Annotated in this window: 22 protein-coding genes; 13 read left to right on the top strand and 9 right to left on the bottom strand. The window is 71.9% G+C overall.

The genetic code is table 11. The features are described from left to right. Positions 1-60 precede the first annotated feature (60 nt). The 4 genes from ACFC0D_RS13165 (at position 61) to ACFC0D_RS13150 (ending at position 4,856) form a co-directional block, all read left to right on the top strand. On the top strand, positions 61-1,308 hold the full coding sequence (locus ACFC0D_RS13165; RefSeq protein ID WP_376434236.1) for an ROK family protein: 1,248 nt from the start codon (positions 61-63) through the stop codon (positions 1,306-1,308). A gap of 498 nt (positions 1,309-1,806) precedes the next feature. After that, positions 1,807-3,279, top strand: a complete 1,473-nt coding sequence (locus tag ACFC0D_RS13160; RefSeq protein WP_376434234.1) for an ABC transporter permease — start codon at positions 1,807-1,809, stop codon at positions 3,277-3,279. A gap of 42 nt (positions 3,280-3,321) precedes the next feature. After that, entirely contained in the window at positions 3,322-4,020 is a 699-nt protein-coding gene (locus ACFC0D_RS13155; protein ID WP_376434232.1) for an ABC transporter ATP-binding protein, read from the top strand. Positions 4,021-4,133: 113 nt separating this feature from the next. Beyond that, entirely contained in the window at positions 4,134-4,856 is a 723-nt protein-coding gene (locus ACFC0D_RS13150; RefSeq protein WP_376434230.1) for a CDP-alcohol phosphatidyltransferase family protein, read from the top strand. On the opposite strand, the gene ACFC0D_RS13145 is transcribed toward ACFC0D_RS13150, so the two are convergent. Continuing rightward, a complete protein-coding gene (locus ACFC0D_RS13145; RefSeq protein WP_376434228.1) occupies positions 4,837-5,319 on the bottom strand; it encodes an adenylyltransferase/cytidyltransferase family protein in 483 nt (160 codons plus the stop codon). The genes ACFC0D_RS13150 and ACFC0D_RS13145 overlap by 20 nt on opposite strands. Before the next feature lie 195 nt (positions 5,320-5,514). Between ACFC0D_RS13145 and ACFC0D_RS13140 the strand changes: the two genes are divergently transcribed. The 3 genes from ACFC0D_RS13140 to ACFC0D_RS13130 are packed head-to-tail and all read left to right on the top strand — an operon-like array spanning position 5,515 to position 9,685. Then, positions 5,515-6,720, top strand: a complete 1,206-nt coding sequence (locus tag ACFC0D_RS13140; protein ID WP_376434274.1) for a glycosyltransferase family 4 protein — start codon at positions 5,515-5,517, stop codon at positions 6,718-6,720. After that, positions 6,717-8,447: a lipopolysaccharide biosynthesis protein gene (locus tag ACFC0D_RS13135; RefSeq protein ID WP_376434226.1), complete on the top strand. Its 1,731-nt coding sequence runs from the start codon at positions 6,717-6,719 to the stop codon at positions 8,445-8,447. Before ACFC0D_RS13140 ends, ACFC0D_RS13135 begins: the two co-directional genes overlap by 4 nt. Next, entirely contained in the window at positions 8,444-9,685 is a 1,242-nt protein-coding gene (locus ACFC0D_RS13130) for a hypothetical protein (protein ID WP_376434224.1), read from the top strand. Before ACFC0D_RS13135 ends, ACFC0D_RS13130 begins: the two co-directional genes overlap by 4 nt. On the opposite strand, the gene ACFC0D_RS13125 is transcribed toward ACFC0D_RS13130, so the two are convergent. Beyond that, on the bottom strand, positions 9,658-11,163 hold the full coding sequence (locus ACFC0D_RS13125; RefSeq protein WP_376434222.1) for a hypothetical protein: 1,506 nt from the start codon (positions 11,161-11,163) through the stop codon (positions 9,658-9,660). The two genes, ACFC0D_RS13130 and ACFC0D_RS13125, sit on opposite strands and share 28 nt — an antisense overlap. 159 nt (positions 11,164-11,322) lie before the next feature. On the opposite strand from ACFC0D_RS13125, the gene ACFC0D_RS13120 reads away from it, so the two are divergent. Continuing rightward, a complete protein-coding gene (locus tag ACFC0D_RS13120) occupies positions 11,323-11,859 on the top strand; it encodes a WcaF family extracellular polysaccharide biosynthesis acetyltransferase (RefSeq protein ID WP_376434220.1) in 537 nt (178 codons plus the stop codon). Between the two features lie 5 nt (positions 11,860-11,864). Further along, on the top strand, positions 11,865-12,998 hold the full coding sequence (locus ACFC0D_RS13115; RefSeq protein ID WP_376434272.1) for a glycosyltransferase: 1,134 nt from the start codon (positions 11,865-11,867) through the stop codon (positions 12,996-12,998). Here the strand turns inward: ACFC0D_RS13115 and ACFC0D_RS13110 are convergent. From ACFC0D_RS13110 to gmd, 3 genes are all read right to left on the bottom strand, one after another. Continuing rightward, entirely contained in the window at positions 12,977-13,657 is a 681-nt protein-coding gene (locus ACFC0D_RS13110; protein ID WP_376434218.1) for a hypothetical protein, read from the bottom strand. The genes ACFC0D_RS13115 and ACFC0D_RS13110 overlap by 22 nt on opposite strands. A gap of 81 nt (positions 13,658-13,738) precedes the next feature. Further along, positions 13,739-16,459 carry a DNRLRE domain-containing protein gene (locus ACFC0D_RS13105; protein ID WP_376434216.1) on the bottom strand — a complete coding sequence of 907 codons (2,721 nt, stop codon included), beginning with the start codon at positions 16,457-16,459 and terminating at the stop codon, positions 13,739-13,741. A gap of 198 nt (positions 16,460-16,657) precedes the next feature. Continuing rightward, positions 16,658-17,671: a GDP-mannose 4,6-dehydratase gene (gene gmd / locus ACFC0D_RS13100; protein WP_376434214.1), complete on the bottom strand. Its 1,014-nt coding sequence runs from the start codon at positions 17,669-17,671 to the stop codon at positions 16,658-16,660. Positions 17,672-17,796: 125 nt separating this feature from the next. Between gmd and ACFC0D_RS13095 the strand changes: the two genes are divergently transcribed. Then, positions 17,797-18,762 (top strand): GDP-L-fucose synthase family protein, encoded by a 966-nt coding sequence (locus ACFC0D_RS13095; protein WP_376434212.1) that lies wholly within the window; start codon positions 17,797-17,799, stop codon positions 18,760-18,762. Positions 18,763-18,780: 18 nt separating this feature from the next. On the opposite strand, the gene ACFC0D_RS13090 is transcribed toward ACFC0D_RS13095, so the two are convergent. Continuing rightward, positions 18,781-20,274 carry a sugar transferase gene (locus ACFC0D_RS13090; RefSeq protein ID WP_376434210.1) on the bottom strand — a complete coding sequence of 498 codons (1,494 nt, stop codon included), beginning with the start codon at positions 20,272-20,274 and terminating at the stop codon, positions 18,781-18,783. A gap of 600 nt (positions 20,275-20,874) precedes the next feature. Here ACFC0D_RS13090 and ACFC0D_RS13085 point away from each other — a divergent pair. Both ACFC0D_RS13085 and ACFC0D_RS13080 read left to right on the top strand, forming a co-directional pair. Then, a complete protein-coding gene (locus tag ACFC0D_RS13085) occupies positions 20,875-22,404 on the top strand; it encodes a glycoside hydrolase family 71 protein (RefSeq protein ID WP_376434208.1) in 1,530 nt (509 codons plus the stop codon). A gap of 54 nt (positions 22,405-22,458) precedes the next feature. Next, positions 22,459-22,929 (top strand): hypothetical protein, encoded by a 471-nt coding sequence (locus ACFC0D_RS13080; RefSeq protein ID WP_376434206.1) that lies wholly within the window; start codon positions 22,459-22,461, stop codon positions 22,927-22,929. 5 nt (positions 22,930-22,934) lie between these two features. Here ACFC0D_RS13080 and ACFC0D_RS13075 read toward each other — a convergent pair whose 3' ends face one another. Beyond that, positions 22,935-23,357 carry a DUF350 domain-containing protein gene (locus ACFC0D_RS13075; protein ID WP_376434204.1) on the bottom strand — a complete coding sequence of 141 codons (423 nt, stop codon included), beginning with the start codon at positions 23,355-23,357 and terminating at the stop codon, positions 22,935-22,937. A gap of 188 nt (positions 23,358-23,545) precedes the next feature. On the opposite strand from ACFC0D_RS13075, the gene ACFC0D_RS13070 reads away from it, so the two are divergent. Next, complete coding sequence (locus ACFC0D_RS13070) at positions 23,546-24,073, top strand: DoxX family membrane protein (protein ID WP_376434202.1); 528 nt, start codon at positions 23,546-23,548, stop codon at positions 24,071-24,073. 28 nt (positions 24,074-24,101) lie between these two features. Here the strand turns inward: ACFC0D_RS13070 and ACFC0D_RS13065 are convergent, their stop codons facing one another. Next, on the bottom strand, positions 24,102-25,256 hold the full coding sequence (locus ACFC0D_RS13065) for an N-acetylmuramoyl-L-alanine amidase (protein ID WP_376434200.1): 1,155 nt from the start codon (positions 25,254-25,256) through the stop codon (positions 24,102-24,104). A gap of 80 nt (positions 25,257-25,336) precedes the next feature. After that, on the bottom strand, positions 25,337-25,513 hold the full coding sequence (locus ACFC0D_RS13060) for a hypothetical protein (protein WP_376434198.1): 177 nt from the start codon (positions 25,511-25,513) through the stop codon (positions 25,337-25,339). Positions 25,514-25,591 lie beyond the last annotated feature (78 nt).

Below are 25,591 nucleotides of genomic sequence, written 5' to 3'. Positions count from 1 at the left end.
ACACTAGTGGAAAGAGTTCGGTGGTTGAACTGTTTTTGTCGGGGTTAGGCTCGGCCCACGATGAAGAAGACTCCGGGGACCGGGGACGCGCACCCGGTGGAACCCAAGGCCGACAAGGCGAGCGTGCGACGGCACAACCTCAGCCTCGTCCTGCGGACCGTGCACGAGGCGGGCGAGACGACCCGCGCGGCGGTCGCCGCGCGCGTGGGGCTGACCCGCGCCGCCGTCTCCTCCCTGGTCGAGCACCTCCTCGACCAGGGGTTCCTGATGGAGTCGGGCAAGACGTTCAGCGGGCAGGCGGGGCGGCCGGGCACCGTACTGAAGGCTGCCGACACGGGCCCGGCCGGGCTCGGCGTCGAGATCAACGTCGACTACGTGTCCGTGTGCGTCGTCGACCTGGCGGGCACCGACCGGCTCCGGATCACCGAGCCCCTCGACAACCGCGCGGCCGGCGCGACCGAGGTCCTGGGGCGTGCCGCCCGGATCGCGGCGCGGGTCCTCGCAAAGGCGGCGGAACGCGAACTCCACCCGACGGGCGTACGGCTGGCCCTGCCCGGCCTCGTCTCGTCCGGGACCGTCCACCAGGCGCCGAACCTCGGCTGGAACCGCGTCGACGCCGACCGGATCTTCGCCGCCGCCCTCACCGCCCTGCGCCCAGGGCGCCCGGAGCTGCGGGTCGCCTCGGACAACGAGGCGAACGTCGCGGCGCTCGCGGAGCTGTGGTTCGGCGCGCTGGGCGACGTACGGAGCTTCCTGCACCTCACCGGCGAGATCGGCGTCGGCGGTGCGATCGTCGTCAACGGAGAGCTGCTGCGCGGTGCGCACGGCTTCGCTGGCGAGATCGGCCACATGGCCGTCGACGCGGAGGGTCCGCTGTGCCGCTGCGGCTCGCGCGGCTGCCTGGAGCAGTACGCCGGCCAGTCGGCGCTCCTGCGGGCCTCGGGGCTCGCGGACGAGGGGGAGACCGGCGCCTCGGGCGTCGAGGAGTTGGCCCGTCGCGCGGAGGCGGGCGAGCCGCGCGCGGTGGCCGCCGTCGAGGAGGCCGGCCGGACGCTCGGACTCGCGCTCTCCGGCGCGGTGAACCTGCTCGACCCCGAAGTCGTCGTCCTCGGCGGGATCTACCCCCGCCTGATGCCCCGACTCGGGCCCGCCGTCGACGCCGAACTCGCCCGCCGCGTCGTCTCCGGCCTCTGGACCCCCACCGCCGGCCGCCTCCGCCCGGCCTCCACCTCGACGGACGCGGCGCGCGGCGCGGCCGCCGTGGTCATCCGCGAAGTCCTGGCGGACCCCTTGGCGTACGGCCGCTGACGCCCTGCCCCGGCGGTCGCGCAAGCGGTCCCACCGCACCGACGGGGTGCCGCCGCGCGCCGACGCCGTACCGCCCGCCAACCGGGCGGTGTACTCGGGTGGGTTCATCGCCCCGGCGGCGTCGATGCCCGGCACACCTCGTGCCTGCGCTTGGCGGATGCCCTGTACCGAGTACCGCCGTGGGGTCCGCGCCCGCCCGGCGGCACGGCCCGCCTGCGGGCGGGCGCCCTGTACCGCGTACCGCGGTCCACTCCGCGGCCTTCCCGCGCTGCCTGCCCGCACCCCCGCATGCCGCCGCGTGCACCGCACCCGGCGGGCCGGCCCCCGGCCGGCCTCGTCGGTCGCCGCGAGCGGTCCCGCCGCGCGCGGGCGACGCGGATCCCGCCGGCCTGCCCGCTCACGCCGTCCCCCGCCCGCCCGCGTGCCCCGCCCCGACTCTCATCCCGCTCTCACGCAGGCCTTATCCGGCCATCACCACGCGCACCTAGCTTCGCGCCCATGTTCTTCACCTACCTCCGGCGCGAGCTGCGCCGTCGCAGAAAGGCGGCGCTCGTCGTCGCCTCCGGGCTCGCGCTCGGGATCGCGCTCGTCATCGTCGTCAACTCCGTGGCCTCCGGGATGAAGCAGGCACAGACCCAGGTCCTCGAGTCCCTCTACGGCCTCGGCACCGACCTGACCGTCACCAAGGCCCGCGAGCAGCCCACGGAGGGCGGGCAGGCGCAGCGGCCGCGGTTCGAGTTCGACGCCGGGGAGGACGGCGAGGAGCAGAGCAGTGACCGGCTGATGGTCCAGGGGTTCCAGACCCTGCCCGCCTCCACCGTCGCCACCGTCGCGAAGCAGAACGGCGTCGCCGACGCCGTCGGCGGTCTCAGCCTCACCAACCTGAAGATCGACGGTCAGTTCAGGCGAGGCGAGGTCAGGCAGGACACCCGCCAGGCGCAGCCCGGCGGTCCGGGCGGCGGCAACGGCAGCGGTGGCGGAGGCACCGTCGAGGGCGGTGGCGCCGCCTTCGACGTCAACTCCTTCACCCTCTACGGCACCGACGTCACCGCCCCCGACCTCGGCCCGCTCACGACCTCCACCATCTCCAAGGGCCGTACCTTCAAGGCCTCCGAGACCGATGCCAAGGTCGTCGTCGTCGACAGCGCCTACGCCAAGCAGGAGGGCCTCGACGTCGGCAAGACCCTCACGGTCAAGGCGGTGAAGTTCGAGATCGTCGGCATCGCCACCGCCGACAGCGGACAGTCCGCCGCCCAGGTCTATCTGCCGCTGAAGCAGGCGCAGACCCTGTCGGACTCCAAGGACAAGATCACCACCGTCTATGTGAAGGCGACCGACTCGACGAAGATCGACGCCGTCAAGTCCGCCATCCAGAAGAACGTCACCGGCACCACGGTCACCACCTCCGCCGATCTCGCCGAGACCGTCTCCGGCTCCCTCGACACCGCCGCCAACCTCGCCACCAACGTGGGCAAGTGGCTCTCGTACGCCGTTCTCGTCGCCGCCGTTCTCGTGGCTGGTCTGCTCACCTCCTCCGCCGTCAGCCGCCGGGTGCGCGAGTTCGGAACGCTCAAGGCGCTCGGCTGGAAGAGCGGCCGGGTCACCCGTCAGGTCATGGGCGAGGCGCTCGTCAACGGCCTCATCGGCGGCGCGCTCGGCATCGCCGTGGGCCTCGGCGGCGCCTACCTCGTGACCGCCATCAGCCCCACCCTCACCGCCGAACTCGGCGCCGGCGCACTGAACAGCGGCGGCCCCGGCGGCGGCCGCATGATGGGCGGCCCCGGCATGACCGCGGCCCGCGACGGCGCCGCCGGCAACACCCTCGACATCGCCCTCACCGCCCCCGTGAGTGTCACCACCGTCGGTCTCGCCGTGGTCCTCGCCCTCGGCGGCGGGCTCGTCGCCGGTGGCTTCGGCGCCTGGCGCGCCTCGCGACTGCGCCCGGCTGATGCCCTGCGCCGCGTCGAGTAGCCGGAAGCCCGAACCCCCTTCACGTATCGCAGGAGTTGCACCATGTACGAACTCACAGGCGTCACCAAGCAGTACCGCAGAGGCCAGGAGAGGGTCGACGCGCTCGCCGGGATCGACCTCACCATCAGCGAGGGCGACCGGCTCGTCATCCAGGGCCCCACCGGCGGCGGCAAGTCCACGCTGCTCCAGATGCTGGGCGGCCTGGACCGCCCCACGGCGGGCAGCGTGATGCTCGACGGCGTCGACCTGGCGAAGCTGCCCGAGAGCCGGCTGACCCGCGTCCGCAGTCAGAACATCGGCTTCGTCTTCCAGTCCTTCAACCTCATCCCCACACTCACCGCGCAGGAGAACGTGGAGACCGCGCTCGTCCCGATGGGCCTCAAGGCGTCCCAGCGGCGCGGGATGGCCGCCGAGGCCCTGGACTCCGTCGGTCTGGGCGAACGTCTCGGCCACCTTCCGTCCGAGCTCTCCGGAGGCCAGCAGCAGCGTGTCGCGATCGCCCGGGCCCTGGTGAAGCGCCCCAAGGTGCTCCTCGCCGACGAGCCGACCGGCAACCTCGACGAGTCGATGCGCGACGAGATCGTGGAACTGCTCGAAGGCCTGTGGAAGGAGCAGGGACTGACCTTCGTCATGGTCACCCACGACAGCGCCATCGCCCGCCGCGCCCCGCGCCTGGCGACCATCCGCAAGGGCCGGATCACCCTCAAGGAGAACCGCCACGCGGAGGCCGTGGAGGCGTGACGGTTCGAGCCACCTGACCCTTCGCCCCCTCCCGGGTCCTGCGATGATGTGCGCCATCATCACGTACAGATGTACGGGTATCGACCGTACGCAACAACGACCCGGGGGGGTTCGTGGGAACGATCGGGACCGCGCTGACCGAACTGAGATCCGCGCAGAAGTCCGCGAAGGGGGTCTCGCTCTACTCGCGGTTCGTCAACCGACCCGTGGGGCGCTACCTCGCGGCCGGCTCGTACGCCGCCGGACTGACACCCAATCAAGTCACCTTGATCAGCGCGGGATTCAGCTTCGCGGCCGTCGCGGGGGTCGCCCTCTCCACGCCGTCCTGGACGCTCGGCCTGCTGATCTGGCTCGGTCTCGCCGTCGGCTTCGCCTTCGACTCCGCCGACGGACAGCTCGCCCGCCTGCGCGGCGGCGGCAGCCCGGCGGGGGAGTGGCTCGACCACGTGGTGGACTGCGCGAAGATCACCGCCCTGCACCTCGCCGTGCTGATCGCCTTCTACCGGCACCCCGAGCACTTCGGCACGACCACCGACGGCTGGCTCCTCGTCCCGCTCGGATTCCAGCTCGCCGCGGTCGTCACCTTCTTCGGCGGACTCCTGACCGAGAAGCTCAAGCCGCGACCGGCCCCCGGCACACCGGCGCCCCAGCCCTCCACGCTGCGGGCCGTGGCGCTGCTCCCCGTCGACCACGGCGTCTTCTGCCTGGTCTTCCTGCTGCTCGGCGGCGGGTCCGCGTTCCGCTGGACCTACACCGCGCTCGGCATCGCGAGCGCGGTGTTCCTCCTCGCCTTCCTCGCCAAGTGGTTCCGCGAGCTCAGCGCAGCCCCTCGCTGACCCCGCCCATCCCCGTGCCCGGCTCGGCCTCCTGCGTCAGGAGGTCGAGCGCACGGCGGAGCTGGGTACTGGAGGTGTGCATCGTGTACGGGAAGTAGACGATCTCCACCCCCACCCCGGCGAAGTCCCGTTCCAGCCGGTCCCCCTTGGGCGTACCGCGCCAGTCGTCGCCCTTGAACAGCACGTCGAACCGGACCTGTTTCCACGTCTCCAGCTTGTCCGGCACGGTCTCCACGAAGGCGGCGTCGACGTACTTCACGTTGCGCACGATCTCGAGACGCTCGACCAGCGGGATCATCGGGCGCCGTCCCTTGGCGAGTTCGGCCATCTCGTCCGAGACCACGCCGGCCACCAGATAGTCGCACTGACTACGGGCGTGTCGAAGGATGTTGAGATGGCCTATGTGGAAGAGGTCGTAGGCGCCCGGCGCGTAGCCGACCCGGTACGGCCGTCCATCGGTCATGTGTGAAACCCCCCAAGTGCGTTCGCGCTCCCCAGCGCGAAGGAGTTCCGACGATAGCGTGCACGTTCCGTTGAGAGTGGGTGAACGACTAGGGTGAGGGCCGGTTCACGTACGGGGGAGAGGGACGTTCGCGTGGGGGAAGTGGCAGCGGGGAACAACGGCGGGGGTACGCCGGTCATACGTCGGCGCCTGCTGATGGTGTCCACCAACTACGCGCCGGAACATGCCGGAATAGGTCCCTACGCCACCCAGATAGCCGAGCACTGGGCGGCGCGCGGCCACGAGACCCACGTCCTCGCCGGGATGCCGCACTACCCCTCCTGGTCGCTCGACCCGGCCTACGCGGGCGCCTGGCGGCGCACCGAGCAGCGCGCCGGAGTCGTCGTGCACCGCAGACGCCACACCGTCCCGCCCCGCCAGACCGCACTGAAGCGGGCCGCGTTCGAGGCGACCGTGCTGGCCCACGGACTGCTCGCACCGCCCTCGATGGCCCGGCCCGACGCCGTCCTCGCCCAGATGCCCAGCCTCGCCGGCGGCATCATCGGCGCCCGCCTCGCGGCCCGTTGGCGGATTCCGTACGTGCCCGTCGTCCAGGACCTGATGGGCGCCGCCGCCGCGCAGAGCGGCATCCGCGGCGGCGACCGGGCCGCCGCGCTGGCCGCCCGGGCCGAGACGTACGCCCTGCGCAGGGCCGCGCTCGTCGGCGTCATCCACGAGACCTTCGTGGACAAGGTCGCCGCCATGGGCGTCGACCGCGGACGCATCCGGCTCGTCCCCAACTGGTCGCACGTGCCGAGCCCTTCGGCGCCCCGCGCCGAGACCCGGCGGCGGCTCGGCTGGGCCGAGGGCGAGACCGTCGTCCTGCACTCCGGGAACATGGGTCTCAAGCAGGGGCTCGAGGTGCTCGTGGAGGCGGCCAGGCGCGACCCGAAGATCCGGATCGTGCTCCTCGGCGACGGGAACCAGCGGGACCACCTGGAGGAGTTGGGCGCCGGCATACCCAACCTGGACTTCATGGCACCCGTCGGCGACGACGAGTTCCCCGACACCCTCGCCGCGGCGGACGTCCTCGCCGTCACCCAGCGGGCCTCCGTCCTCGACATGAGCGTCCCGTCCAAGCTGACCTCGTACTTCGCGGCCGGACGCCCCGTCGTGGCCTCCGTGGCCGCCGAGGGCGGCACCGCGCTCGAAGTGCTGCGCTCCGGCGCCGGCGTACTCGTACCGCCCGAGGACCCCGACGCGCTCCTCGCCGAGATCCGTAGACTCGGAGACGATCCGTCGGCCGCGGACGCGCTCGGCGCCCAGGGGCCTCGCCATGTCGAGGCCCATCTGACCCGGGCGGCCGGACTGGCCCGGATCGACGCACTGATCGACGAGGCTCTGGGGGGTCCGAGCACGTGAGCCACACGCACGTCACCGCGGTCGAGGACGACGAACCGGAGCTGCTGCGCGACCAGTTCCGCCAACTCCTGCGCTACCGCGCCATCATCGGCGCCGGCATCGGGATCGGCCTCCTCGGCGGTGTCTGGTTCGGCCTCTCCAACGCCGACACCTACGTCGCCACCAGCCAGGTCGTCCTCCGCGCACCGGTCAACGACCCGTTCAACCCCAGCGTCTCGCAGGACAAGACACTGAACATGGGGTCCGAGCGGCAGACCGCTCTCAGCAGCAGCGTCGCCGAGCAGGCCGCCAAGAAGCTCGGCTGGACCGGCACCCTCGGGAAGCTCCAGAAGGACCTCCAGGTCACCAATCCGCCGCAGAGCCAGGTCCTCCAGTTCACCTACACCGCCGACTCGCCCCAGGCCGCGGCCGACCGGGCCAACGCGGTCACCCAGGCCTATCTCGACCTGCGCAAGAAGCAGTGGACGGACCTGCGTGCCACCATGCTGGCGGGCCAGCAGAAGCAGCTCGACGAGGTCGCCAAGAAGCACGACCAGAAGACCAAGGAAGTCGACCGGATGTCCGACGGGGCGGCCCGGGACAACGAGTACGCGGTCAAGACCAACCTGCTCAACCGGATCAACGAGCTCGACGCGCGGATCAGCCAGCTCAAGTCCCTCGACATGTCGGCCGGCACCGTGATCCGTACCGCCACCGCCCCCGGCTTCTCCGACGGGCCCGGGCTCACCATGAGCCTCGGCCTCGGCGCCCTCGTCGGCGTGGCACTCGGCCTGCTCGCCGCCTGGGTCCGGCTCGTCTTCGACCCCGCGCCCCGATCACCCGGCGACGTCGCCCGCGCCGTCCGCGCCCCCGTCCTCGGCACCCTGCCGCGCGGGGCCACCGACGTCCTGCTCGCCGACGACCACACGGACGCCCGGGTCGCCGAGGAGTACCGCTCCGTCGCCTTCCGGCTCGCCTACGACCAGCGCTTCGCCGACCGCCGACGGCTCCTCGTCGTCGCCCCACGCGGCGCCAACGACGCAGCCGTGGCGGTCGCCTCGCACCTCGCCGCCTCCTTCGCGGAGACCGGCAAGGACGTCCTCCTCATCGAGGCCGACCTGCGCACCCCCACGCTCGCCGGACGCCTGCGCGCCCACGCGGCGGCCGCGCCCCGCTGGAGCCATGCGGCGGAGAGCGACGAGAACGGCTGGCCCGGACGGCGCCAACTCTCCGTCGACGCGGGCGAGTCCGGCTCGTTCGGCCTGGTGCCGGGCGAGCGGGTGCGGAACGTGGCCCGGGCGCTCACCGCCCCCACGGTCACCCGGCTGATCGCCGAGGCCGACTCGCCGAACTCGACCGTCGTCGTCCTCGCCCCGCCCGTCCTCAACTACGCGGACGCGCTCGCCCTCGTCGACCGTGTCGACGGCGTCCTCATCGTCTGTGACCAGCGCGGCGTCCACCGCACGGACCTCCAGCGCATCCGCGAACTCATCGCGGGCGCAGGCGGTACGGTCCTCGGCGCCGTGGTGCACGCCCCGAGCGGGCAGCGCCGCGCCGCCAAGCAGGCGGGCGGCCGGCGAGGCGGAGGCGGGCGGAACCGGCAGCCGGCGCCCGCGCCCACGGGCGGCGAGGAGTTCACCGCCGAGCCCGAGCAGGTGATCCAGGGCGACGGCTCCGACACCGTCACCCTGCGCTCGCTGCGCGCCGAGGACCTCCGGAACGGTGACATCCGCGCGGGCGACCGTTGAGACGAGCCGTCACCGTCGCCGCCTCGGTCCTGGACCAGGCGGCGTCCAGCCTCACCAACATCGCCGTCCTGGTGATCGCGGCGCGGGCGTCCACCGCGGACGGCTTCGCCGCCTTCTCGATGGTCTACATCGTCTTCACCGTGCTCCTCGGCCTGGGCGCGGCGTACGTCGGTCAGAGCGTCGTCCTGGAAAAGGGCGAGGAGCACGAGGTCGGTGCCGCCGCCCGGTCCGCCGTCGCGTTCACGGCCGCCGCCGCCGCGGCCGCCGCGCTCCCGCTGCTCGCCGCCGGTGCCGTGGTCGGCGGCACCACCGGCACCGCGCTGCTCGCCCTGGGCGCCGTCCTGCCGGTCGTCCTCGTCCAGGACGGGCTGCGGTACGCCTTCTCCGCGCTGCGGCAGCCGCACCGCGCCCTCGCCGCCGACACCCTCCGGCTCGCCTGCGCCGTACCCGCGCTGCTGCTTCAGCCGCACGGCTCCTCACCGGCCCGCCTGGTCCTCGTCTGGGGCCTGTCGGCGCTGCCCGCCGCCCTACTCGGACTCGCCCTGCTCCGGCCCTTCGTGCGGAACCGGCCCGGCGATCCGCGCCGCTTCCTGCGCAAGGACCACCTCGGCCGGCGTTTCGTCGTCGAGTTCGCCGTCGGCAACGGCTCCAGCCAGCTCGCCGTCCTCGGCCTCGGAGTCCTCGCGAGCCCCCTCGCCGTCGGCGCGCTGCGCGGCGCCTCGACCCTCTTCGGGCCGCTCAACACGCTCTTCACCTCGGTCAACGCCTTCGGCCCGCCGCTGCTCGGCAGGGCGGGCTCCCGCCGCGCCACCGTGCGCGCCGCCGTGGGACTCGCCGCCGTCCTCGCCCTCGTCGCGCTCGGCTGGGCAGCCGCCCTGTACGCGCTCCCGGAGCGCATGGGACGGATGCTCCTGGGCGACACCTGGCAGTCCGCGGCGGAGCTCCTGCCGGCCACCGGCAGCCAGTACGCCGTGATGGCGGCGGGCACCTGCGCCCTGGTGACCCTGCGGGTCCTCAGCCCGCGCGCCACGCTCTCCGTCCAGGTCGTCTTCTCGCTGCTCTCGGTCGCCCTGATGCTCGGCGGATACGTCCTCGGCGGAGCGATCGGCGCGGCCTGGGGCCTGGCCGTCGGCTCCGCGCTGAAGGCCCTCGCCGCCTGGACCCGAGTGGCGCGTACCCACCCCGAACCCGTCCCGGAACATCAGGACGGTCAGCGCAGCGCGGCGCCCTTGTCCTGACGCCAGGTGGTGACCAGGGCGATGCAGATCAGCGCGATCGCCACCCGGCCCGAGGCCTGGAGCAGCGGGCCGCGCAGCAGGATGAACGAGTACCCCGCCACGAGCGGCACCACCAGGGAGATCAGACTGCCCGGCGGCGCCCTGCGGGTGCCTCGCCGGGCGAACCGCCCGTCCACGCGCGCGGCGGCGTATCCCATCCCCATCATCCCGGCGCCCATGCCGACGGCCCCGAAGTCGATCCAGAGCTCGGCCCAGACGGGGGAGGAGAGGTTGGTGTTCACCGTCCCCATCCACTGGCCGACCATCACGCCCGTGTCGCGCGGCTTGCCCGGCCACACCGAACGGGGCACCGCGAAGAACACGGACCCGGCCAGCTGGCGTCCGTAGCGGTGCCGGCTGCCCGAGTTCACCAGCGTGATGGTGTTGGCGAACATGCCGACCTGGTCGTAGTCCTTGAGCGCCAGCGGCTCCAGGACCGATGTCGTCTCCACGGGGCGGTAGTTCTTCTCGTCGTACCGGAAGCGGTCAGAGAACGGGAAGACGATCAGCGCCATCACCACGCCGAGGCTCAACGCCGACCGGTACATCGCCGCGCTCACCGGGAAGACGGTGAACAGCAGCGAGAACATCACCGTGAGGAACCAGTACCGGGGGTTCGAGATCGGGTTGTTCACCACACAGTTGAGCACCACCAGGGCCAGGAAGACGGCGATCACCATGGGGCGGCGCCTGGCCCGTCGCGAGGTGACCAGCCAACGGCAGTACACGAGGAGTGCGAAGAGCGCGGGGACCGTGCCGAAGCCGCGCAGGAACGCCTGCCCGGCCTGCGAGTCGGCCTGCGAGACGCCCGCCTCCTCGATCCCGGCGATGATCTCCTGGCGGCTGGAGAAGAACACCGCGGGCCCGCCGAGCTTGACGACGAACAGCCCGCTGCACAGGAACGCGAGCAGCACCAGCAGGTACAGCCTCCGCCGGTGCACCAGCGCCGGACGCTCCTCGCCGCGACCGGACCCCCCCGGACGGCCGCGGGCCAGCAGCGACCCCAGGTCGAACGCGGCGCAGCCGACCAGGACCAGGGCCACCGCCGTCGTCAGATCGGAGCGCGGGCCCACCACCGGCGTCGGCACCCGGCCGAGAACGGCCTGCGCGAGCGGCGCCACGCCCATCGCCATGTAGACGAAGAGCCAGAACGAGCCCTGGAGCAGCTTGCGGCGACGAGTGAGGATCATCGCCGAGAGTCGGGCCCCGGCGTACATGGTCAGCGCGATCTGCAGGTAGTACGCGGCGTCGTGCACCCCCGCGCCCGGCTGGATCGCCACCAGCAGCGGCAGGAACACCGTGAAGCCCAGCACCAGCGGGATCGACAGGGCCCGCGAGAGCAGCGTGCGCGGGGAGACCGGAGGGGCGAGGAGCAGGGGCGCGGGCGCCGTCGGCCCAGGGCGCGGCTCCGCCGCCGTATCACGTACATCGGTGCTCATGCCGCCCCCTGGAATCCCCGGACTTCCGGCCCCCGGCACATCAATGCGCCACCCCGGAACGTCACTTCGCGGCAGTCTACCGACGCCCCCCTGTCACCTCGTGTCAACCGTTAGTCTGAACGCCTCGGCGCCTGGGGAGGCGCTGTTGGGGGTGGACTCATGCGGAATCTCCCGGCCTTCACGCTGGCCGGATACGACAAGGGCCGAGGCAAGCTCGTGCAGGCCCTCTGGTTCGCGGTGATGAACACGGTCTTCATGGCCTGGTTCTGCCCGGCCAGGCTGCGGGTCGCGCTGCTGCGGGTCTTCGGCGCGACCATAGGCGACGGCGTGCTCATACGGCACCGGGTCAGGATCCTGTGGCCGTGGAAGCTGACCGTCGGCGACCACACTTGGATCGGCGAGGGCGCCTGGCTGCTGAACCTGGAGCCCGTCACGCTCGGCGCGCACGTCTGTGTCTCCCAGGAGGCGCTGCTGTGCACCGGCAGCCATGACCACCGGGCCGCCGACTTCCGCTACCGCAACGCCCCGATCACCGTCGAGGACGGCGCCTGGGTCGCGACCCGCGCCACCGTCCTCGCCGGGGTCACCGTCGGCCGCCATGCGGTCGTCGCCGCCGGTACGACCCTGCACAAGGACCTGCCCGAGCTCACGCTGCACACGGCCGACGGCCGCCGTCCGGTCCCGGTGCCCGCGTGAGCGGCCTGCGCGTCCTGCACGCGGTCACCCTGCACAGTCCCACCCACGCCTTCGGCGGCCCGGTCAGAGTGGCGGTCAACCTCTGCCGCGGACTGACCGAACGCGGCCACCAGGCACGCCTGGTGGCCCTCGGCGACGGCTTCGGCGAGCGGCTTCCGACCGAGGTCGACGGAGTGCCCGCCCGGCTCTACCGGGCCCGCTCGATCCTCCCGCTGGGCTTCAGCGGGATCACCTCGCCCGCGCTGCTCGCCGGGGCGGGGAAGTTGGTCAGGGACGCCGACGTGGTCCATGTCCACCTCGCCCGCGACCTGGTGACCCTGCCCGTGGCGCTGGCCGCGCTGCGGGCCGGCCGGCCGCTCGTGCTCCAGACGCACGGCATGGTCGATCCGAGCGAGAAGATCCTGGCCAGGATCCTGGACGCGGTGGCGGTCCGGCGCGTGCTGCGCGGCGCCTCCGCCGTCCTCCATCTGACAGGCCGTGAGCGCAGGGACCTCGACGCCGTCGTCGGAGGTCCGCTCGACCGGGCCGTACGACTCGTCAACGGCGTACCCGCCCAGGAGCCGCGCCCGGCCCCCGCCGGCCCGCCCCGCATCCTGTACGCGGCCCGGTTGCAGTCCCGCAAGCGCCCCACGGACTTCGTCGCGGCGGTCCCGGAGATCCTGCGCCACCATCCCGACGCCACGTTCGTCCTCGCGGGGCCCGACGAGGGCGAGCGGGCGGCCGTCGACGCGCTCGCCGCCGAGCTGGGCGTCGGCGACCGGGTGGACCGGCCGGGACCGCTGTCGGCCGAGCGGATGCTGGAGGAGCTGCGCAGGGCGCACGTCTACGTCCTGCCCTCGGTCGACGAGCCGTTCCCGATGTCCGTCCTGGAGGCGCTGTCGATCGGTACACCGGCCGTCGTCACGGACTCCAACGGCCTCGCCCGCGACATCGAGGAGGCCGGCGCGGGACGCGTGGTCACGGACCCCGCGGGCATCGCCCCGGCCGTCACCGCGCTGCTGGACCGCCACGCGAACGACAGCGCCTCCGTGGCGGCCCGGAAGCTGGCCACGGAGGCGTTCTCGATGGAGGCCGTCCTCGACACCCTGCTCGGGGTGTACGAGTCCGTCCGTGTGGATCAGGCCGGCAGCCAGGCGTAGCAGGAAGAGGAGACGAACTCCGTCGTCCCCGCGGGGACGACGGCCTTCACCGGGCCCTTCGCGCCGAGCGCCGGACCCGAGGCGAGCACCTTCCCGTCCTTGCCCAGGGCCCGCCAGGTGCACGACGGGTCGGTGGTCAGCGCACGGAACGTGCCGGCCTTCGGCTGCGTTGCCGTGCCGTCGGGGAACCCGGTCCTCGCCGTCGCGAGCAGCGGCTTCTGCGCCGGGCACAGATGGTTCACGGCGGCCTCGGCGTCCGGGATGTCCCCGGCGACGAGGGCGCCCACCGCCGCGTCCTTGTCGCGCTTGGCGGTGCGCTCCAGACGCTGGCAGGACTCCTGTCCGGTCTGGAGCACGGCGGCCGGGTCCGTGTTCTTGGGCACCCGCCCGCTCAGGTACTCCTTCTGTTCCGTGGTGAACGAGCCCGTGACGGGCTTGAGTTCGGCGTCGGGAACGACCGGCCCCTTGGTCGGGGACGGGGTGGGGCCGGTGGGCTCCACCTCGGCCTGCCGGTCGGGCACGGTCGCCGAGCGCGCGGGCGTGGCGGCCTTCGGCGCGCCGTCGGAGCCGTCACCGCCCGAGGAGCAGGCGGTGAGGGCGAGCAGTGCGGTCAGCAGGGCCGCCGCCGCTGCCGGGCGCCGGTGAAGAGGACGACGCATGGGGGAACTCCCGTGGTACGTCGGATGCGGGGCCCGGTGGACCGGGCCCCGCATCCTGGGATGGACGGTTCAGCGCACCGGTTACGGAGCGCCGAAGGTCAGCACCAGCTGCGGAGTGCCCTCCGCGGCCGCCGCCTCGGACGACCAGAGCCACAGCGGGTCGGTCCCGGTGCTGGTCAGCGCGACGCTGTACGAGCCGCCGAGCGCCGCCGAGATCGCCGGGGTGTCCAGCGCCGCCGAGTAGACGGCCGAGCCGTCCGTGGCACCGCTGAGCGTCCCGATCGGGCCGGATCCGAGCGTCGGCCGGTTGTTGTACGTGAGCCCGGCCTCGGTCCAGGCGCCGGTGACCGGCACGACGGACTGGCTGTCCGCCGAACCCGCGCCCGCCATCGTGGTGGTCTTCACCGCGAGCCGGGCGCTCTTGAGGACGGTGCCCGCCGGGGCGGCCGGCAGCGTGAACCGCAGGTACGACTCGTACGCCGCCGTACCGCGCACGGCCATGGAGCTGGACGTGCCGTAGTTGGTGCCGGGGGCCCCGGCGTTGGCGTACGTGTCCTCCGACGCGGTGACCGAGGTGACCGTGTCGGCCGGCGCGGAGGCCAGGCTGTGGTGCTTGGCGACCTGCGTCGCGGTGAGCGCCGAGGGGTAGACCGCCGCCTCGTCGAGCTGGCCGGCGAAGAAGGTGCTCGTCGGACGCAGCGGCCAGCCGGAGAGGTTGTCCGCGCCGACGTGCCAGTAGCCCGGGTACTGCTGGTTGGTGGTGACGTTGTTGGACGCCAGCAGCTTGCCGTCGACGTACAGCTTCATGCCGTCCGGCCCCTGCGTGCCCACCGCGTGGTGCCAGGCACCGTTGTTGTACGAGCCCAGCGACGTCAGCGTCCGTGCCGTGCCGGTGTAGACGCCGAACACCACGTTGCCGGTGTTCGTCATGTAGAGGTGCTTGTCGTAGCTACCGCTGTTCCGCGTCGTGTTGTTGCCGAAGCCGATCAGCTTGCCACCACGGTTCGTGGTCGTCTTGAACCACGTCTCGATGGTGAACGAGCCGGTCACCTCCTGACGCCGGTCGCTGTGGATCTGCTCGTCCGTGCCGTTGAGCGCGACCGCGGTGGACGCTCCGCTGACGGCGGCCGGGGTCTGGCGCAGGACGGGCGCGTTGACGTACAGGCCGCTGTTGTTCCCGTTGGAGGAGTCGGCGGCGTACGGCGTGGTGGACTCGTCGAAGCGCCAGTAGAGCCCCGCGCCGTCGGCGATCACCTGGGAGGCGTACGGCTCCGGCGAGGTCGGGACCGTCACCGTCGACGTCGCGGACAGGGCGCTGGTGTTGCCGTCCGCGTCTTCGGCCGTCACCCGGTAGGTGTAGGTCTGGCCCGGGGTCACGGTGGTGTCCTTGAACGAGACCTGGGGGCGGGACCAGTGCAGCGAGTCGCCCTGGACGGTCGCGATCGGGGTCGCGGCGCCGTTGCGGTAGACCTTGTACGTCAGCGTCGAGTCGTCCAGGTCGAGGCTGGAGCGCCAGCGGATCTGCACCGCGTTCGGGGTCACCGCGGCGGCGCTCACCACCGGGACGGTCGGCGCGCCGGTGTCGGGGCCGGAGGCGAAGCGGGTGAGACCCTGCGCCGGGGCACCGTTCGTGGTGGTGAACTCCCCGCCCACCCACAGGTACTTGGTCGTCCCGGTGCCGGAGATGGTGAAGGCGCGCGGTCCGATGCCCTCGCCGAGGCCGTCGTTGGTGTCCGGGAACCAGCCGAGCTTGCCCGTCGACGTCGTCGGCTGGGCGAGCAGGTGGTAGCGGCGCCCGTCCGGGAACTCGCCGACGCTGGAGCAGTCGTGGGCGTGCGAGGCGCTGTAGAGCACACCCTGGTAGGAGCGGACCGCCTGGGTGGCGCCGAGGCAGGTGTCGCGCCACCGCTGCTCGAAGTCGGAGAGGTTCAGGGCGATGCGGCCGTCGAAGACGCCGCCGCCCGTGCCCTCGTTGCCGGTGTAGAAGCCCGTCGCGTCCGTCTCGATGTCCTTGACGACGGAGTTCGTCGGGATCCAGCCGTTGGGGTACGCCTTGGTCACGGCGCCGGTCGTGGAGTTGACCACGGCGAGCGCGTGCGAGTTGGCCCCGTTGACGGTGAAGAAGTCGCCGCCGAGCAGCACGCGCTGCCCGTCCGGGGTGACCTCGATGGCCCGGCCCGGCTCGTCGGCGTTCGCTGTGAACGGCAGCAGCGCGCCGTCGGTGGTGACGGCGGCGAACCGCTGTCGGGTCTGCCCCTCCACGGTGCCGAAGTCGCCGGCCGCGTAGACGGTGGTGTCGGTGACGGCGAGCGCCCGCACGGTGGCGGGGAAGCTCGGGGTGAAGGCCGCCTTCGGCGTGCAGGTGGCGATGTCGATCGCGGCGACGCTGGAGACCGGGGTGCCGTTGACGGCACCGAAGTAACCACCCGCGTACAGCGTCTTCTTGTCCGGCGAGACCACGAGGGCCCGCACGGTCGCCGTGCCGCTGCCGACGGTGAATGAGAGAGTGCAGTCGGTGGGCGCGCCCGTCGCCGCGTCCAGCGCCGCGAAGTTGACGGCCCCCTTCGGAGTGCCGGTGCCGCCTTCGGGCGGGCGCACCTCGGAGAAGGTGCCGCCCACGAAGACGGTGTCGTTCGCCTCGGCGAGTGCCCAGACGATGCCGTTGGTCTGCCAGGTCGGCAGATCGTCCGCGGTGAAGGCCACCGGCGGCGTCAGTGCCGCGGCCGTCGGGGCCAGAGAGCCTCCGGCTCCGGCCGCGACGGTCAGGACGAGGGCAGCGGTGAGCCCCCAGGATCTACGCATGTTCCCCCCAGGCGTGATAGCCCAGTCAATGTGGCGAGAAGTGGTGCAACTGCCATCTGATGAATGCGAACTGTACGACGAAGTGACAAGCGGATGAGCCAATTTGGCCAATCCGCTACCTTGCGCACCTCCGCACATCGCGTGAAACGGCCGCCCCGGCTGTCGCTCCGGAGCGGCCGTGTCGAAGAAAGGTGCAGGTCAGCGGTCGATGCGGACCGTCGCGCCGGCCAACTGGTCCTCGACGAGACGGACATCGGCATCGACCATGATCCGGGCCAACTCGTCCACCTGAACCGCGGGCTTCCAGCCAAGCAGCTCCTGCGCCTTGCTCGCGTCGCCGATCAGGGCGTCCACCTCGCTGGGGCGCTCGTACTTGGGGTCGTAGCGGACGTGCTCCGCCCAGTCGAGCCCCGCATGGGAGAAGGACGTCTCCACGAACTGCCTTACGGTCGCCGGGACTCCGGTCGCCACCACGTAGTCGGTCGGCTCGTCGCGCTGCAGCATCCGCCACATCGCGTCGACGTACTCGGGGGCGTACCCCCAGTCGCGAACGGCATCGAGGTTGCCCAGGTAGAGCCGGTCCTGCAGCCCGGCCTTGATGCGGGCCACGGCGCGCGTCACCTTGCGCGTCACGAAGGTCTCGCCCCGCCGCGGCGACTCGTGGTTGAACAGGATCCCGTTCACCGCGAACATGTCGTAGGCCTCACGGTAGTTGACCGTGGTCCAGTACGCGAACACCTTGGCGGCACCGTACGGGCTGCGCGGGTGGAACGGCGTCTGCTCGTTCTGCGGCGGCGGTGTGGCGCCGAACATCTCGGAGGAGGACGCCTGGTAGATCCGGGTGTCGACCCCGCTCGCCCGGATCGCCTCCAGGAGCCGCAGGGCGCCCAGGCCCGTCACGTCGCCCGTGTACAGCGGTGCGTCGAAGGAGACCCGCACATGGGACTGCGCGCCGAGGTTGTAGACCTCGTCGGGGCAGATGTCACGGAGCAGGTTCACCAGCGCCACCCCGTCCGAGAGGTCGGCGTGGTGCAGCACGAACGAACGGTTCGCCTGCTGAGGGTCCTGGTACACGTGGTCGATGCGCTCGGTGTTGAAGCTGGACGAGCGACGGACGAGGCCGTGCACCGTGTAGCCCTTGGACAGCAGCAGTTCGGCCAGGTACGAGCCGTCCTGCCCGGTGACTCCGGTGATGAGTGCGGTCTTGCTCATGCGTGGTGCCCCTCCCGAACGGACCGGCCCCCAGCCGGTCCGTAACTTGCGGATATGATGTGATCCGAGCCTTAAATCCGGATCTGCTGTACTGCGGTCCCTGCCGGCCTGGCATGATCCGGGCCATGACTGAATCGACGACCGCCCTGACGGAAGCCCCGTCGTATCTGCCCGAGCGGGCCCGGATATTCGTCGCGGGCCACCGCGGCCTCGTCGGCTCCGCGATCGCCCGCAGGCTGACCGCGGACGGGCACGAAGTGATCACCCGGACCCGCGCCGAGCTCGATCTGCGCGACGCGGCCCGGACCGCGGCCTTCCTCGCCGAGACCCGCCCCGACGCCGTCGTGCTCGCCGCCGCGAAGGTGGGCGGCATCATGGCGAACAGCACCTACCCCGTGCAGTTCCTGGAGGAGAACCTCCAGATCCAGCTCGCGGTCGTCGCCGGCGCGCACGCCGCCGGGGTCGAGCGACTGCTCTTCCTCGGCTCGTCCTGCATCTACCCGAGGCTCGCGCCCCAGCCGATCCCCGAGGACGCGCTCCTCACCGGCCCGCTCGAGCCCACCAACGAGGCCTACGCACTGGCCAAGATCGCCGGCATCGTGCAGGTCCAGTCGTACCGGAAGCAGTACGGAGCGGCCTACGTCTCCGCGATGCCCACGAACCTCTACGGGCCCGGCGACAACTTCGACCTGGAGACCTCGCACGTCCTGCCGGCGCTGATCCGCCGGTTCCACGAGGCCCGTGAGGAGGGCCGCGAGGAGATCGTGCTCTGGGGCTCCGGGACCCCGCGCCGGGAGTTCCTGCACGTCGACGACCTGGCCGCCGCCTGCGCCGTGCTGCTGCGCAGCTACGACGGCGACGAGCCGGTCAACATCGGCTGCGGCGAGGACCTCACGATCCGCGAACTCGCCGAGACCGTGGCCGAGGTGACGGGGTACGAGGGCCGTATCGCCTGGGACACGAGCAAGCCCGACGGCACGCCGCGCAAGCTTCTCGACGTGTCCCGGCTGACCGGACTCGGCTGGAAGCCGGCCGTCGCACTGCCCGACGGCATCGCCGCCACGTACGCCTGGTGGCGGGAACAGAACTGACGTCATGCGGCCGGCCCGTCAGTACGCTCCGCGACCGTCGACGACGGCGCGGAACGTACGGGCCATGACATCGACATCGCTGGTGAACGACCAGTTGTCCACGTAGTGGAGATCCAGCTCCACCGTCTCGTCCCACGACAGGTCCGAACGGCCGCTGATCTGCCACAGTCCGGTCATCCCGGGGCGCACAGCGAGCCGGCGCAGCTCCACGTCCCCGTACCGCGCCACCTCGTCCGGCAGCGGCGGACGAGGTCCGACCAGGGACATCGAACCGAGGAACACATTGATCAGCTGGGGCAGTTCGTCGAGCGAGGTGCGACGCAGCAGTCTGCCCACCCGGGTCACCCGGGGGTCGCGCCGCATCTTGAACATCAGCCCGTCGTGCTCGTTGGCCTGCGACAGCTCCGCCTTGCGGGCATCGGCGTCCAGATACATGGTGCGGAACTTCCACATCACGAACGGGGTCCGTCCCTGACCGACCCGCACTTGCTTGTAGAACACCGGCCCGGGCGAGGTGAGCCGCACCGCGGCGCCGATCGCGAGGAAGAACGGCGACAGGGCGAGGAGTCCGAGGGCCGCTCCGGCGCGGTCCATGACGGACTTCAGGACCTGCTGCACACCACTGCGCACCGGCGGCGCGACCCGGAGCAGCGCCATTCCGGCCGCCGACGTGGTCTCCAGCCGCTTCACGGCGAACTCCACCAGGCCGGGAGCCAGGGCGAGTTCGGTACCGGCATCGTGCAGACCCCAGGAGAGCCGCCGCAGCCGTTCGCCCGCCATCCGGGGGCCGGCCGCGACGAGGACGACATCGGCCTCCAGCTCACGGGCGGCGGCCAGGACGAGGGTGGTGTCCCCGTCCGCGGCCTCCGGCATCAGGACGCCGAGCCGGGTCGCCACGGGGGCGCCGGTGCGGACCGGGCCGTCCCCGATCGCCACGACGCCGACCACCACGTACGGGTGCTCGGTGCGTCCGGCGAGGTGCTCCGCCACATCACCGGCGGCCGTGGGTTCGCCGAGGACGAGCACCCGGGTGACCACCTGCGCCTCGCGGCGGGCCGCGACCAGGTGATGCCAGGTCAGTTTCGAGCAGGTCAGGGTCAGTACGGGTGCCGGGATCAACGCCGCGAGACAGAGCAGCGCCGGATGGTGCAGATCGGCGGCCGCGCGCAGCACGGCGAGCACCCCGAGGAGGATCAACCAGTCGTGCAGAACGGGCAGACTGCCCCGTGACTCGCCGAGTTCCCTGCGCGCGTACCGTCTGCGGAGCGCGCGGACCGCGACCCAGCAGAGGGCGGCGACCAGGGCACTGAGGTAGGCGTACGGCTGACGCTCGACGCCCATGATCAGCGCCGTGGGCAGCCCCACGCCGAGGATGTCGACCGTCAGCGCGACGGCCGGGTACCAGCGCGCCTTGGCGCGCGGGTGCGGCGGTGTCGCCACGGAACCGGCTTCGGTCCCGGCGGAGTTGTCGGTCTCAGTTGTGCGGGCATGCCACATGTACCCCCCAGGCACGTTTAGACGTGCGACACCCCGCCCTTCGACCCCCTGATCGATGAACAAGTGTCGCAACGCCCGGAACAGTACGACAAAGACACGCACGTCCGCTGCTGTTCACACGAACGACCTCAGAAGGTGACGGCTCATTCATCTCGTGACATCGGGGCCGGTGTGGACACGGCCGCTCGCATGATACGGCTGTGCGACAGGAGTTGACGCACGTGAGGCCATGCGGCGCACGGGCGGGAACGTGTCGGAGGTCGCGCAAGGGACACGAGGCAACGGCGGGGGAGGAGGCCCCGGTTGTGTCCGAAACCACACCGCCGGGAAGCCCCCCGAGAGGGCGCGAAATGCGTCCGTGCCGGTTGGCGGTCAATCGATCACCGCTCTCGAACACGAGCAATCCGACGCGGCGCGGCCCGAGATGCGGAACGAGTCGACGACGTTCCGAGCCGCCGGTCACTCCGGCCGACCACGCCGGAAGCGGTACGCGACGGACTCGCGCGGACCGTTCGGCACGCACCCGACGGTGGTTGTTCCGCCGCTTGCGATCGGTTGTACTACAGCCAGCCCGCGGGCCCGCGGCAGCAGCTCCGACCGACCCTAAGGACGCCCATGGCGGACAAGCCCTCAGCCCGGACCCATCGGGCACCGGGCCGTCGACGGCTGCTCCCGGGACTCGCCCTGGGCGTGCTGCTCCTCGGCGCCTGGGCCGGCATCGGAACGGCCGGAGTGCTCCGCGACGACGCCCCCGCCGAGCCGGCCTCGGCGCCCCCGGCGGCGTACAGCACCGCACTCCCCTTCGACCTGCCCCCGCCCCGCGAACTGCGCCGCTCGGGCAAGCTCGTCTTCGCCCACTACTTCACCCCGTACCCGCTCTCCTTGGACAACGAGCCCGCGGACCGCGACTACTACAGCCGCAACTACCTGACCCCGGAGGGCGAGAAGGGCAAGCACCGGGCGTACGGAGGGCTGCTGCGCGACCGACCGCTGCCCACCGCGCCCGAGAGCGGGAACTGGGAACTGGCCCATCTGCGCCAGGAGATCCGTACCGCACGGGACGCCGGGCTCGACGGCTTCACCCTCGACCTGCTCTCCGAGAGCGGACGCAACCGGGACCGCGCCGAGCTGCTGTTGCGGGCCGCCCGCGAGGAGGACCCCGGATTCCGGATCCAGCTCATGCCCGACATGACCTCGCTGAGCACCACGCCCGCCTCCCTCGCCGACACGCTCGCCCGGCTGGCCCGTCACCCGTCGGCGCACCGCCTGCCGGACGGCCGCCTCGTCGTCTCCCCCTTCAAGGCCGAGGAGAAGGACCCCGGTTGGTGGCGGTCGATGATGCGGGAGCTGGAGTCCCGGCACGGCATCCGCACCGCACTCGTCCCGCTCTTCCTGGACTTCACCCCGGAACACGAGCGGTACGCGGCCATCAGCCACGGCTTCTCCGAGTGGGGCGCCCGGAGCGCCAACCGGCAGGGCGGAGCGGGCGCCGCCGCCGACCGTGCGCGCCGGCTGGGCAAGATCTGGATGCAGCCGGTCTCCGTGCAGGACGCCCGCCCCAACCAGGGCGTGTACGACGAGGCGGGCAACACCGAGACGCTGCGTGCGAGTTGGGGAGCGGCCATCGACTCCGGCGCCGACTGGGTCCAGCTCACCACCTGGAACGACTACTCCGAGGGCACCCACTTCGCTCCCTCACTGCACAACGGCTACGCCTACCTGGACCTCAGTTCCTACTACCTGACCCGCTTCAAGACCGGCGCCTGGCCGGAGATCGTTCGTGACACCCTCTATCTGACCTCTCGCGTCCAGTTCGTCGACGCCGCCCCGTCCACCGCACGCCAGCCCCGGCTGATAGAGCCCCGCAGGGGCACGGCAACGCCCCGGGACACCGTGGAGATCCTCTCCTTCCTCACGGTACCCGCCCAGGTGCGCACGACGACCGGCACCACGGACAGCACCTACCGAGCGCCGTCCGGCGTCCACGCCCGTCTCCTGCCCCTGCGCACCGGTCACAGCTCGGCGACCGCCGTGCGTGCCGGAAAGACCACGACGACGGTCACGACCCGCTACCCGGTACGCCGCCCGATCGACAAGCAGGACCTCCAGTACTACGCGGTCACGAGCGGACGCAGCCAGCGCTGACACCTGGACGGCGGCACCCGGGTGGTTGTCGGTGGCGGGTCCTACCGTGGGGGCATGACGACGAACCGGGGGACGTTCGAGGCGGCCACGGGGGACGGGCCGCCCCTGGACGAAGGAGAGAGGGAGCAGCGGTCACGGGAGGCGCGGGCGGCCTTCGACGGGCTGCTTCAGATCAGGCGGCTGACCGACCGGCAGGGCGATGACTCGCCGGGTGTGCCCGCGGAGTGGGAGCTGAGACAGCCGGTCCGGGCCGTGGCCCTCGCCCTGGAGGTGGCGAGGACGGCGGCCTCGGCGGTGGACGCCACGGGCGCCCGGGTGGCGACCGGTTACCGGGTCACGGCCGGTGAACGGCCCGGAACCGCCGTCGTCGAGTGGGTGGGCCCGCCCGGCGGCGGGGCCGCGCAGGAGGAGGAGGCCGCGCTCACCGCCTGCGTGCCCGTCCTGGAGCGGCTCGGCTGGGAGGCGCTGCTGTACCGGGGGCCACGCCGCAGGCGGTTCCTGGAGGTCGAGCCGATGGGGCGTTGAAGGGCTCAGGCGATGGACGCGGACACGATCGCGGAGACGGCGATGTTGCAGGAGGCCGTCACCCAGACAGCCGGATGCGGCTGGGGGTCGACGAGGGTGGCGCCCAGCTTCCCCGGCGTGACCAGGTCCACGACCAGAAAGGCCACGGCCATCATCACCAGGCCCAGCAGACCGAACGCGGCCGTGGAGGCGATGCCCTTGCCGAAGTCGTCGTACGTCGTCCAGATCGAGGTGAAGACGATCCCGCCTATGCCGAGCAGGGCGGAGCTGAGCAGCGTCGCGGCGTTGCGGTTCCGCTCCTCCCAGATCTGCCGGCCGAGCTTCCCCGGCGTCAGCAGGTCCACCAGGACGATGCCGAGGATCAGCAGCACCACGCCGAGTGCGCCGTAGGCGGTGGCCCGGCCGAGGCCGTTGACGATGTCGCTCATGGGTTGCCGGCTCCGAGAAGGAAGGGATCGTGAATGATCGCGGTCAAGGACCGGCAAAATGTAGCGCATAAGCCGAGGCCCCCGGCCGGGCGGGACATGACCCGAGTGGAGCAACAACACAGAGGGCCCGGCGCGCGTGGCGGCGAGAGTGGAAGGTGACCGACCTTCGGCTGCCCCGGGAGACTCCGATGACCACCCTGAACCGACGCGACCTCGGGCTTCTCGTACTGCGGGTGGGCACCGGTGCCGTACTCGCCGCGCACGGGACCCAGAAGCTCTTCGGCTGGTTCGGCGGCGGTGGCATCGAGGGCACCGCACAGGGGATGGCGGCCATGGGCTTCTCGCCGCCCCGTGAGAGCGCGATCGCCGCGGGCCTCGGCGAGGCAGGCGGCGGTGCGCTGCTCGCTCTGGGCCTGGCCACTCCGGCAGCCGGCGCCGCCGCGGCCGGAGCCATGGCGGGGGCGGTCGCCGTGCATCTGCCCGCCGGCTTCTTCGCCCAGTCCGGCGGCTTCGAGTACCCGGCCTTCCTCGGCTTCACCGCGGCCGGCATCGGCATCGCGGGCGCCGGCCGCTACTCCCTCGACCACGCCACCGGTCACGTCCTCGACCGGCCCTGGGTCGTCGCCACCGCCTTCCTCGCCAGTGCCCTGGCAGCGGCCGCCGTGGTCGGCCGTCGCGCCCAGGCCAAGGACGACGCGCCCGAACCGGACGCGTAACCCAGGGGGGTTTCCGACAGCCTGGTCCTCAGTCCGTCTGCGCCGCCGTGGCGAGTGCGCGGATCGCTGTCAGGTCGGCGTACAGATTGTTGCCGGGGCACTCGGTCGGGTACCCGTCGCGGTGGCCCGAGATGCGGTTCAGGACGGCCTTCTGCCCCGTGATGAACTTGCCGTTGTCGTTGGCCGCGGTGAGTTCGCCGGTGCCGGCGGCGTCGTACCCGTACAGGCCGAGCTTCCAGGCCGCTACCCCGGCGATCGCTGCGAGGACGGGCTGCGGGGTGGTCGCGGTGTTGTAGTTGCCGAGGACGGCGACGCCGGCCGTGTCCGTGTTGAGGCCGTAGGTATGTGCTCCGACGACCGGCTCGTCGATGCCGCCCGCACGGCCCTCGAAGACCGTGCCGCACTTGTCGACGAGGAAGTGGTAGCCGATGTCGTTCCAGCCCTGGCCCTGCACGTGGTACAGGAAGATGGCGCGGATGATGTCGGCGGACTGCGCACAGGTGTAGTCGTTGGTGCCCGCCGTGTGATGCGTGAACACCACCTTCGTGTCCGTCGTGTACTTCGCCCGGCTCAGGACCAGCGACTCGTCGGCTCCCCAGCCCGCGCGCGGGACCACGACCGGCTCCGGAGCCGTGCTGTCGGCGGCGTCCGACCTGGCGGCGTCGGCCGCTGCGGCGTCCGACGTGGCCTCGGCCGCATCGCTCTCCGGGTCCACCAGCTCCACCCGCAGTCCGGCCGGCAGCCTCGACGCGCCGCCTTGCCCCGTCACCCTGACCTGCACACCGTCGGACGGCCCCGTCCACAGCGGCTGCGTTCCCGCACGCATCCCGTCGACCCCCGCCCCGGCGCCCGCCTCGATCGCGGGCGTACGCACGTCGAGTTCGAGGTCACGCCAGCCGGACCACACGCCGGTGACACTGTCGCGGGTACGGACCTGCGCCGTGCCGCCGAGCTCGGCACGCGAGTCCGCCCAGGTGACGCCGACCATGCTGAACGGCTCCGTGCGCCGAGCCGGCAGTGCGCGCCGGCCGGGATCGAAGCCGTACAGCGCGATGCTCCGCACGCCGTCCGGCGGCTGCGCCGCCGCGGGCGCCGTCGGGGAGGTGGCACCGAGGGTGGCGAAGGTGACGGCGGTCGCCGCCGCGACCCGGGCGGTGCGGCGGAAGAGGTGCGGGTTGTTCACTGGGCTCCTTCAGGGGCTGTGGACGCTTCGGGGGAGTGCACTGATGCACGTGGTCCGGAGGACCCTCGCCGAGTACGTCGTCACGCTTCCGTCGAGGTGAATTCGCCAGGGTTGTACGCCCTTGGATTCGACGCATGCCAGGCTACGAAAAGGTAGGACATGGCGACCTCGATCACCTCGATCAGGGCCGCGGAATGCCCTGAATGCCTGAGTGGTTGACGAGGCATCAACTCCGCGGTGAAGAATTCCTCCGACACGGCGGCACACCTTTGACGAGGTTGCTGTCCCGTATGCGGAAGGAGGCCCGATGGCTTCCGCACGGCGGTGCTCCGTTC

Source organism: Streptomyces sp. NPDC056222, assembly GCF_042264065.1.
Classification (GTDB): Bacteria; Actinomycetota; Actinomycetes; order Streptomycetales; family Streptomycetaceae; genus Streptomyces.
Note: the sequence above shows the minus strand (reverse complement) of the source record. Positions and strands in the feature narration are given on the sequence as shown.

What these genes read in the sequence shown, in the direction of transcription:
- ACFC0D_RS13075 (WP_376434204.1), bottom strand. Translation starts at nt 23,357, where the DNA reads ATGAGCGACATCGTCAACGGCCTCGGCCGGGCCACCGCCTACGGCGCA.
- ACFC0D_RS13120 (WP_376434220.1), top strand. Translation starts at nt 11,323, where the DNA reads ATGCGGAATCTCCCGGCCTTCACGCTGGCCGGATACGACAAGGGCCGA.
- ACFC0D_RS13160 (WP_376434234.1), top strand. Translation starts at nt 1,807, where the DNA reads ATGTTCTTCACCTACCTCCGGCGCGAGCTGCGCCGTCGCAGAAAGGCG.
- ACFC0D_RS13165 (WP_376434236.1), top strand. Translation starts at nt 61, where the DNA reads ATGAAGAAGACTCCGGGGACCGGGGACGCGCACCCGGTGGAACCCAAG.
- ACFC0D_RS13155 (WP_376434232.1), top strand. Translation starts at nt 3,322, where the DNA reads ATGTACGAACTCACAGGCGTCACCAAGCAGTACCGCAGAGGCCAGGAG.
- ACFC0D_RS13085 (WP_376434208.1), top strand. Translation starts at nt 20,875, where the DNA reads ATGGCGGACAAGCCCTCAGCCCGGACCCATCGGGCACCGGGCCGTCGA.
- ACFC0D_RS13080 (WP_376434206.1), top strand. Translation starts at nt 22,459, where the DNA reads ATGACGACGAACCGGGGGACGTTCGAGGCGGCCACGGGGGACGGGCCG.
- ACFC0D_RS13110 (WP_376434218.1), bottom strand. Translation starts at nt 13,657, where the DNA reads ATGCGTCGTCCTCTTCACCGGCGCCCGGCAGCGGCGGCGGCCCTGCTG.
- ACFC0D_RS13070 (WP_376434202.1), top strand. Translation starts at nt 23,546, where the DNA reads ATGACCACCCTGAACCGACGCGACCTCGGGCTTCTCGTACTGCGGGTG.
- gmd (WP_376434214.1), bottom strand. Translation starts at nt 17,671, where the DNA reads ATGAGCAAGACCGCACTCATCACCGGAGTCACCGGGCAGGACGGCTCG.
- ACFC0D_RS13140 (WP_376434274.1), top strand. Translation starts at nt 5,515, where the DNA reads ATGGTGTCCACCAACTACGCGCCGGAACATGCCGGAATAGGTCCCTAC.
- ACFC0D_RS13125 (WP_376434222.1), bottom strand. Translation starts at nt 11,163, where the DNA reads ATGAGCACCGATGTACGTGATACGGCGGCGGAGCCGCGCCCTGGGCCG.
- ACFC0D_RS13145 (WP_376434228.1), bottom strand. Translation starts at nt 5,319, where the DNA reads ATGACCGATGGACGGCCGTACCGGGTCGGCTACGCGCCGGGCGCCTAC.
- ACFC0D_RS13105 (WP_376434216.1), bottom strand. Translation starts at nt 16,459, where the DNA reads ATGCGTAGATCCTGGGGGCTCACCGCTGCCCTCGTCCTGACCGTCGCG.
- ACFC0D_RS13095 (WP_376434212.1), top strand. Translation starts at nt 17,797, where the DNA reads ATGACTGAATCGACGACCGCCCTGACGGAAGCCCCGTCGTATCTGCCC.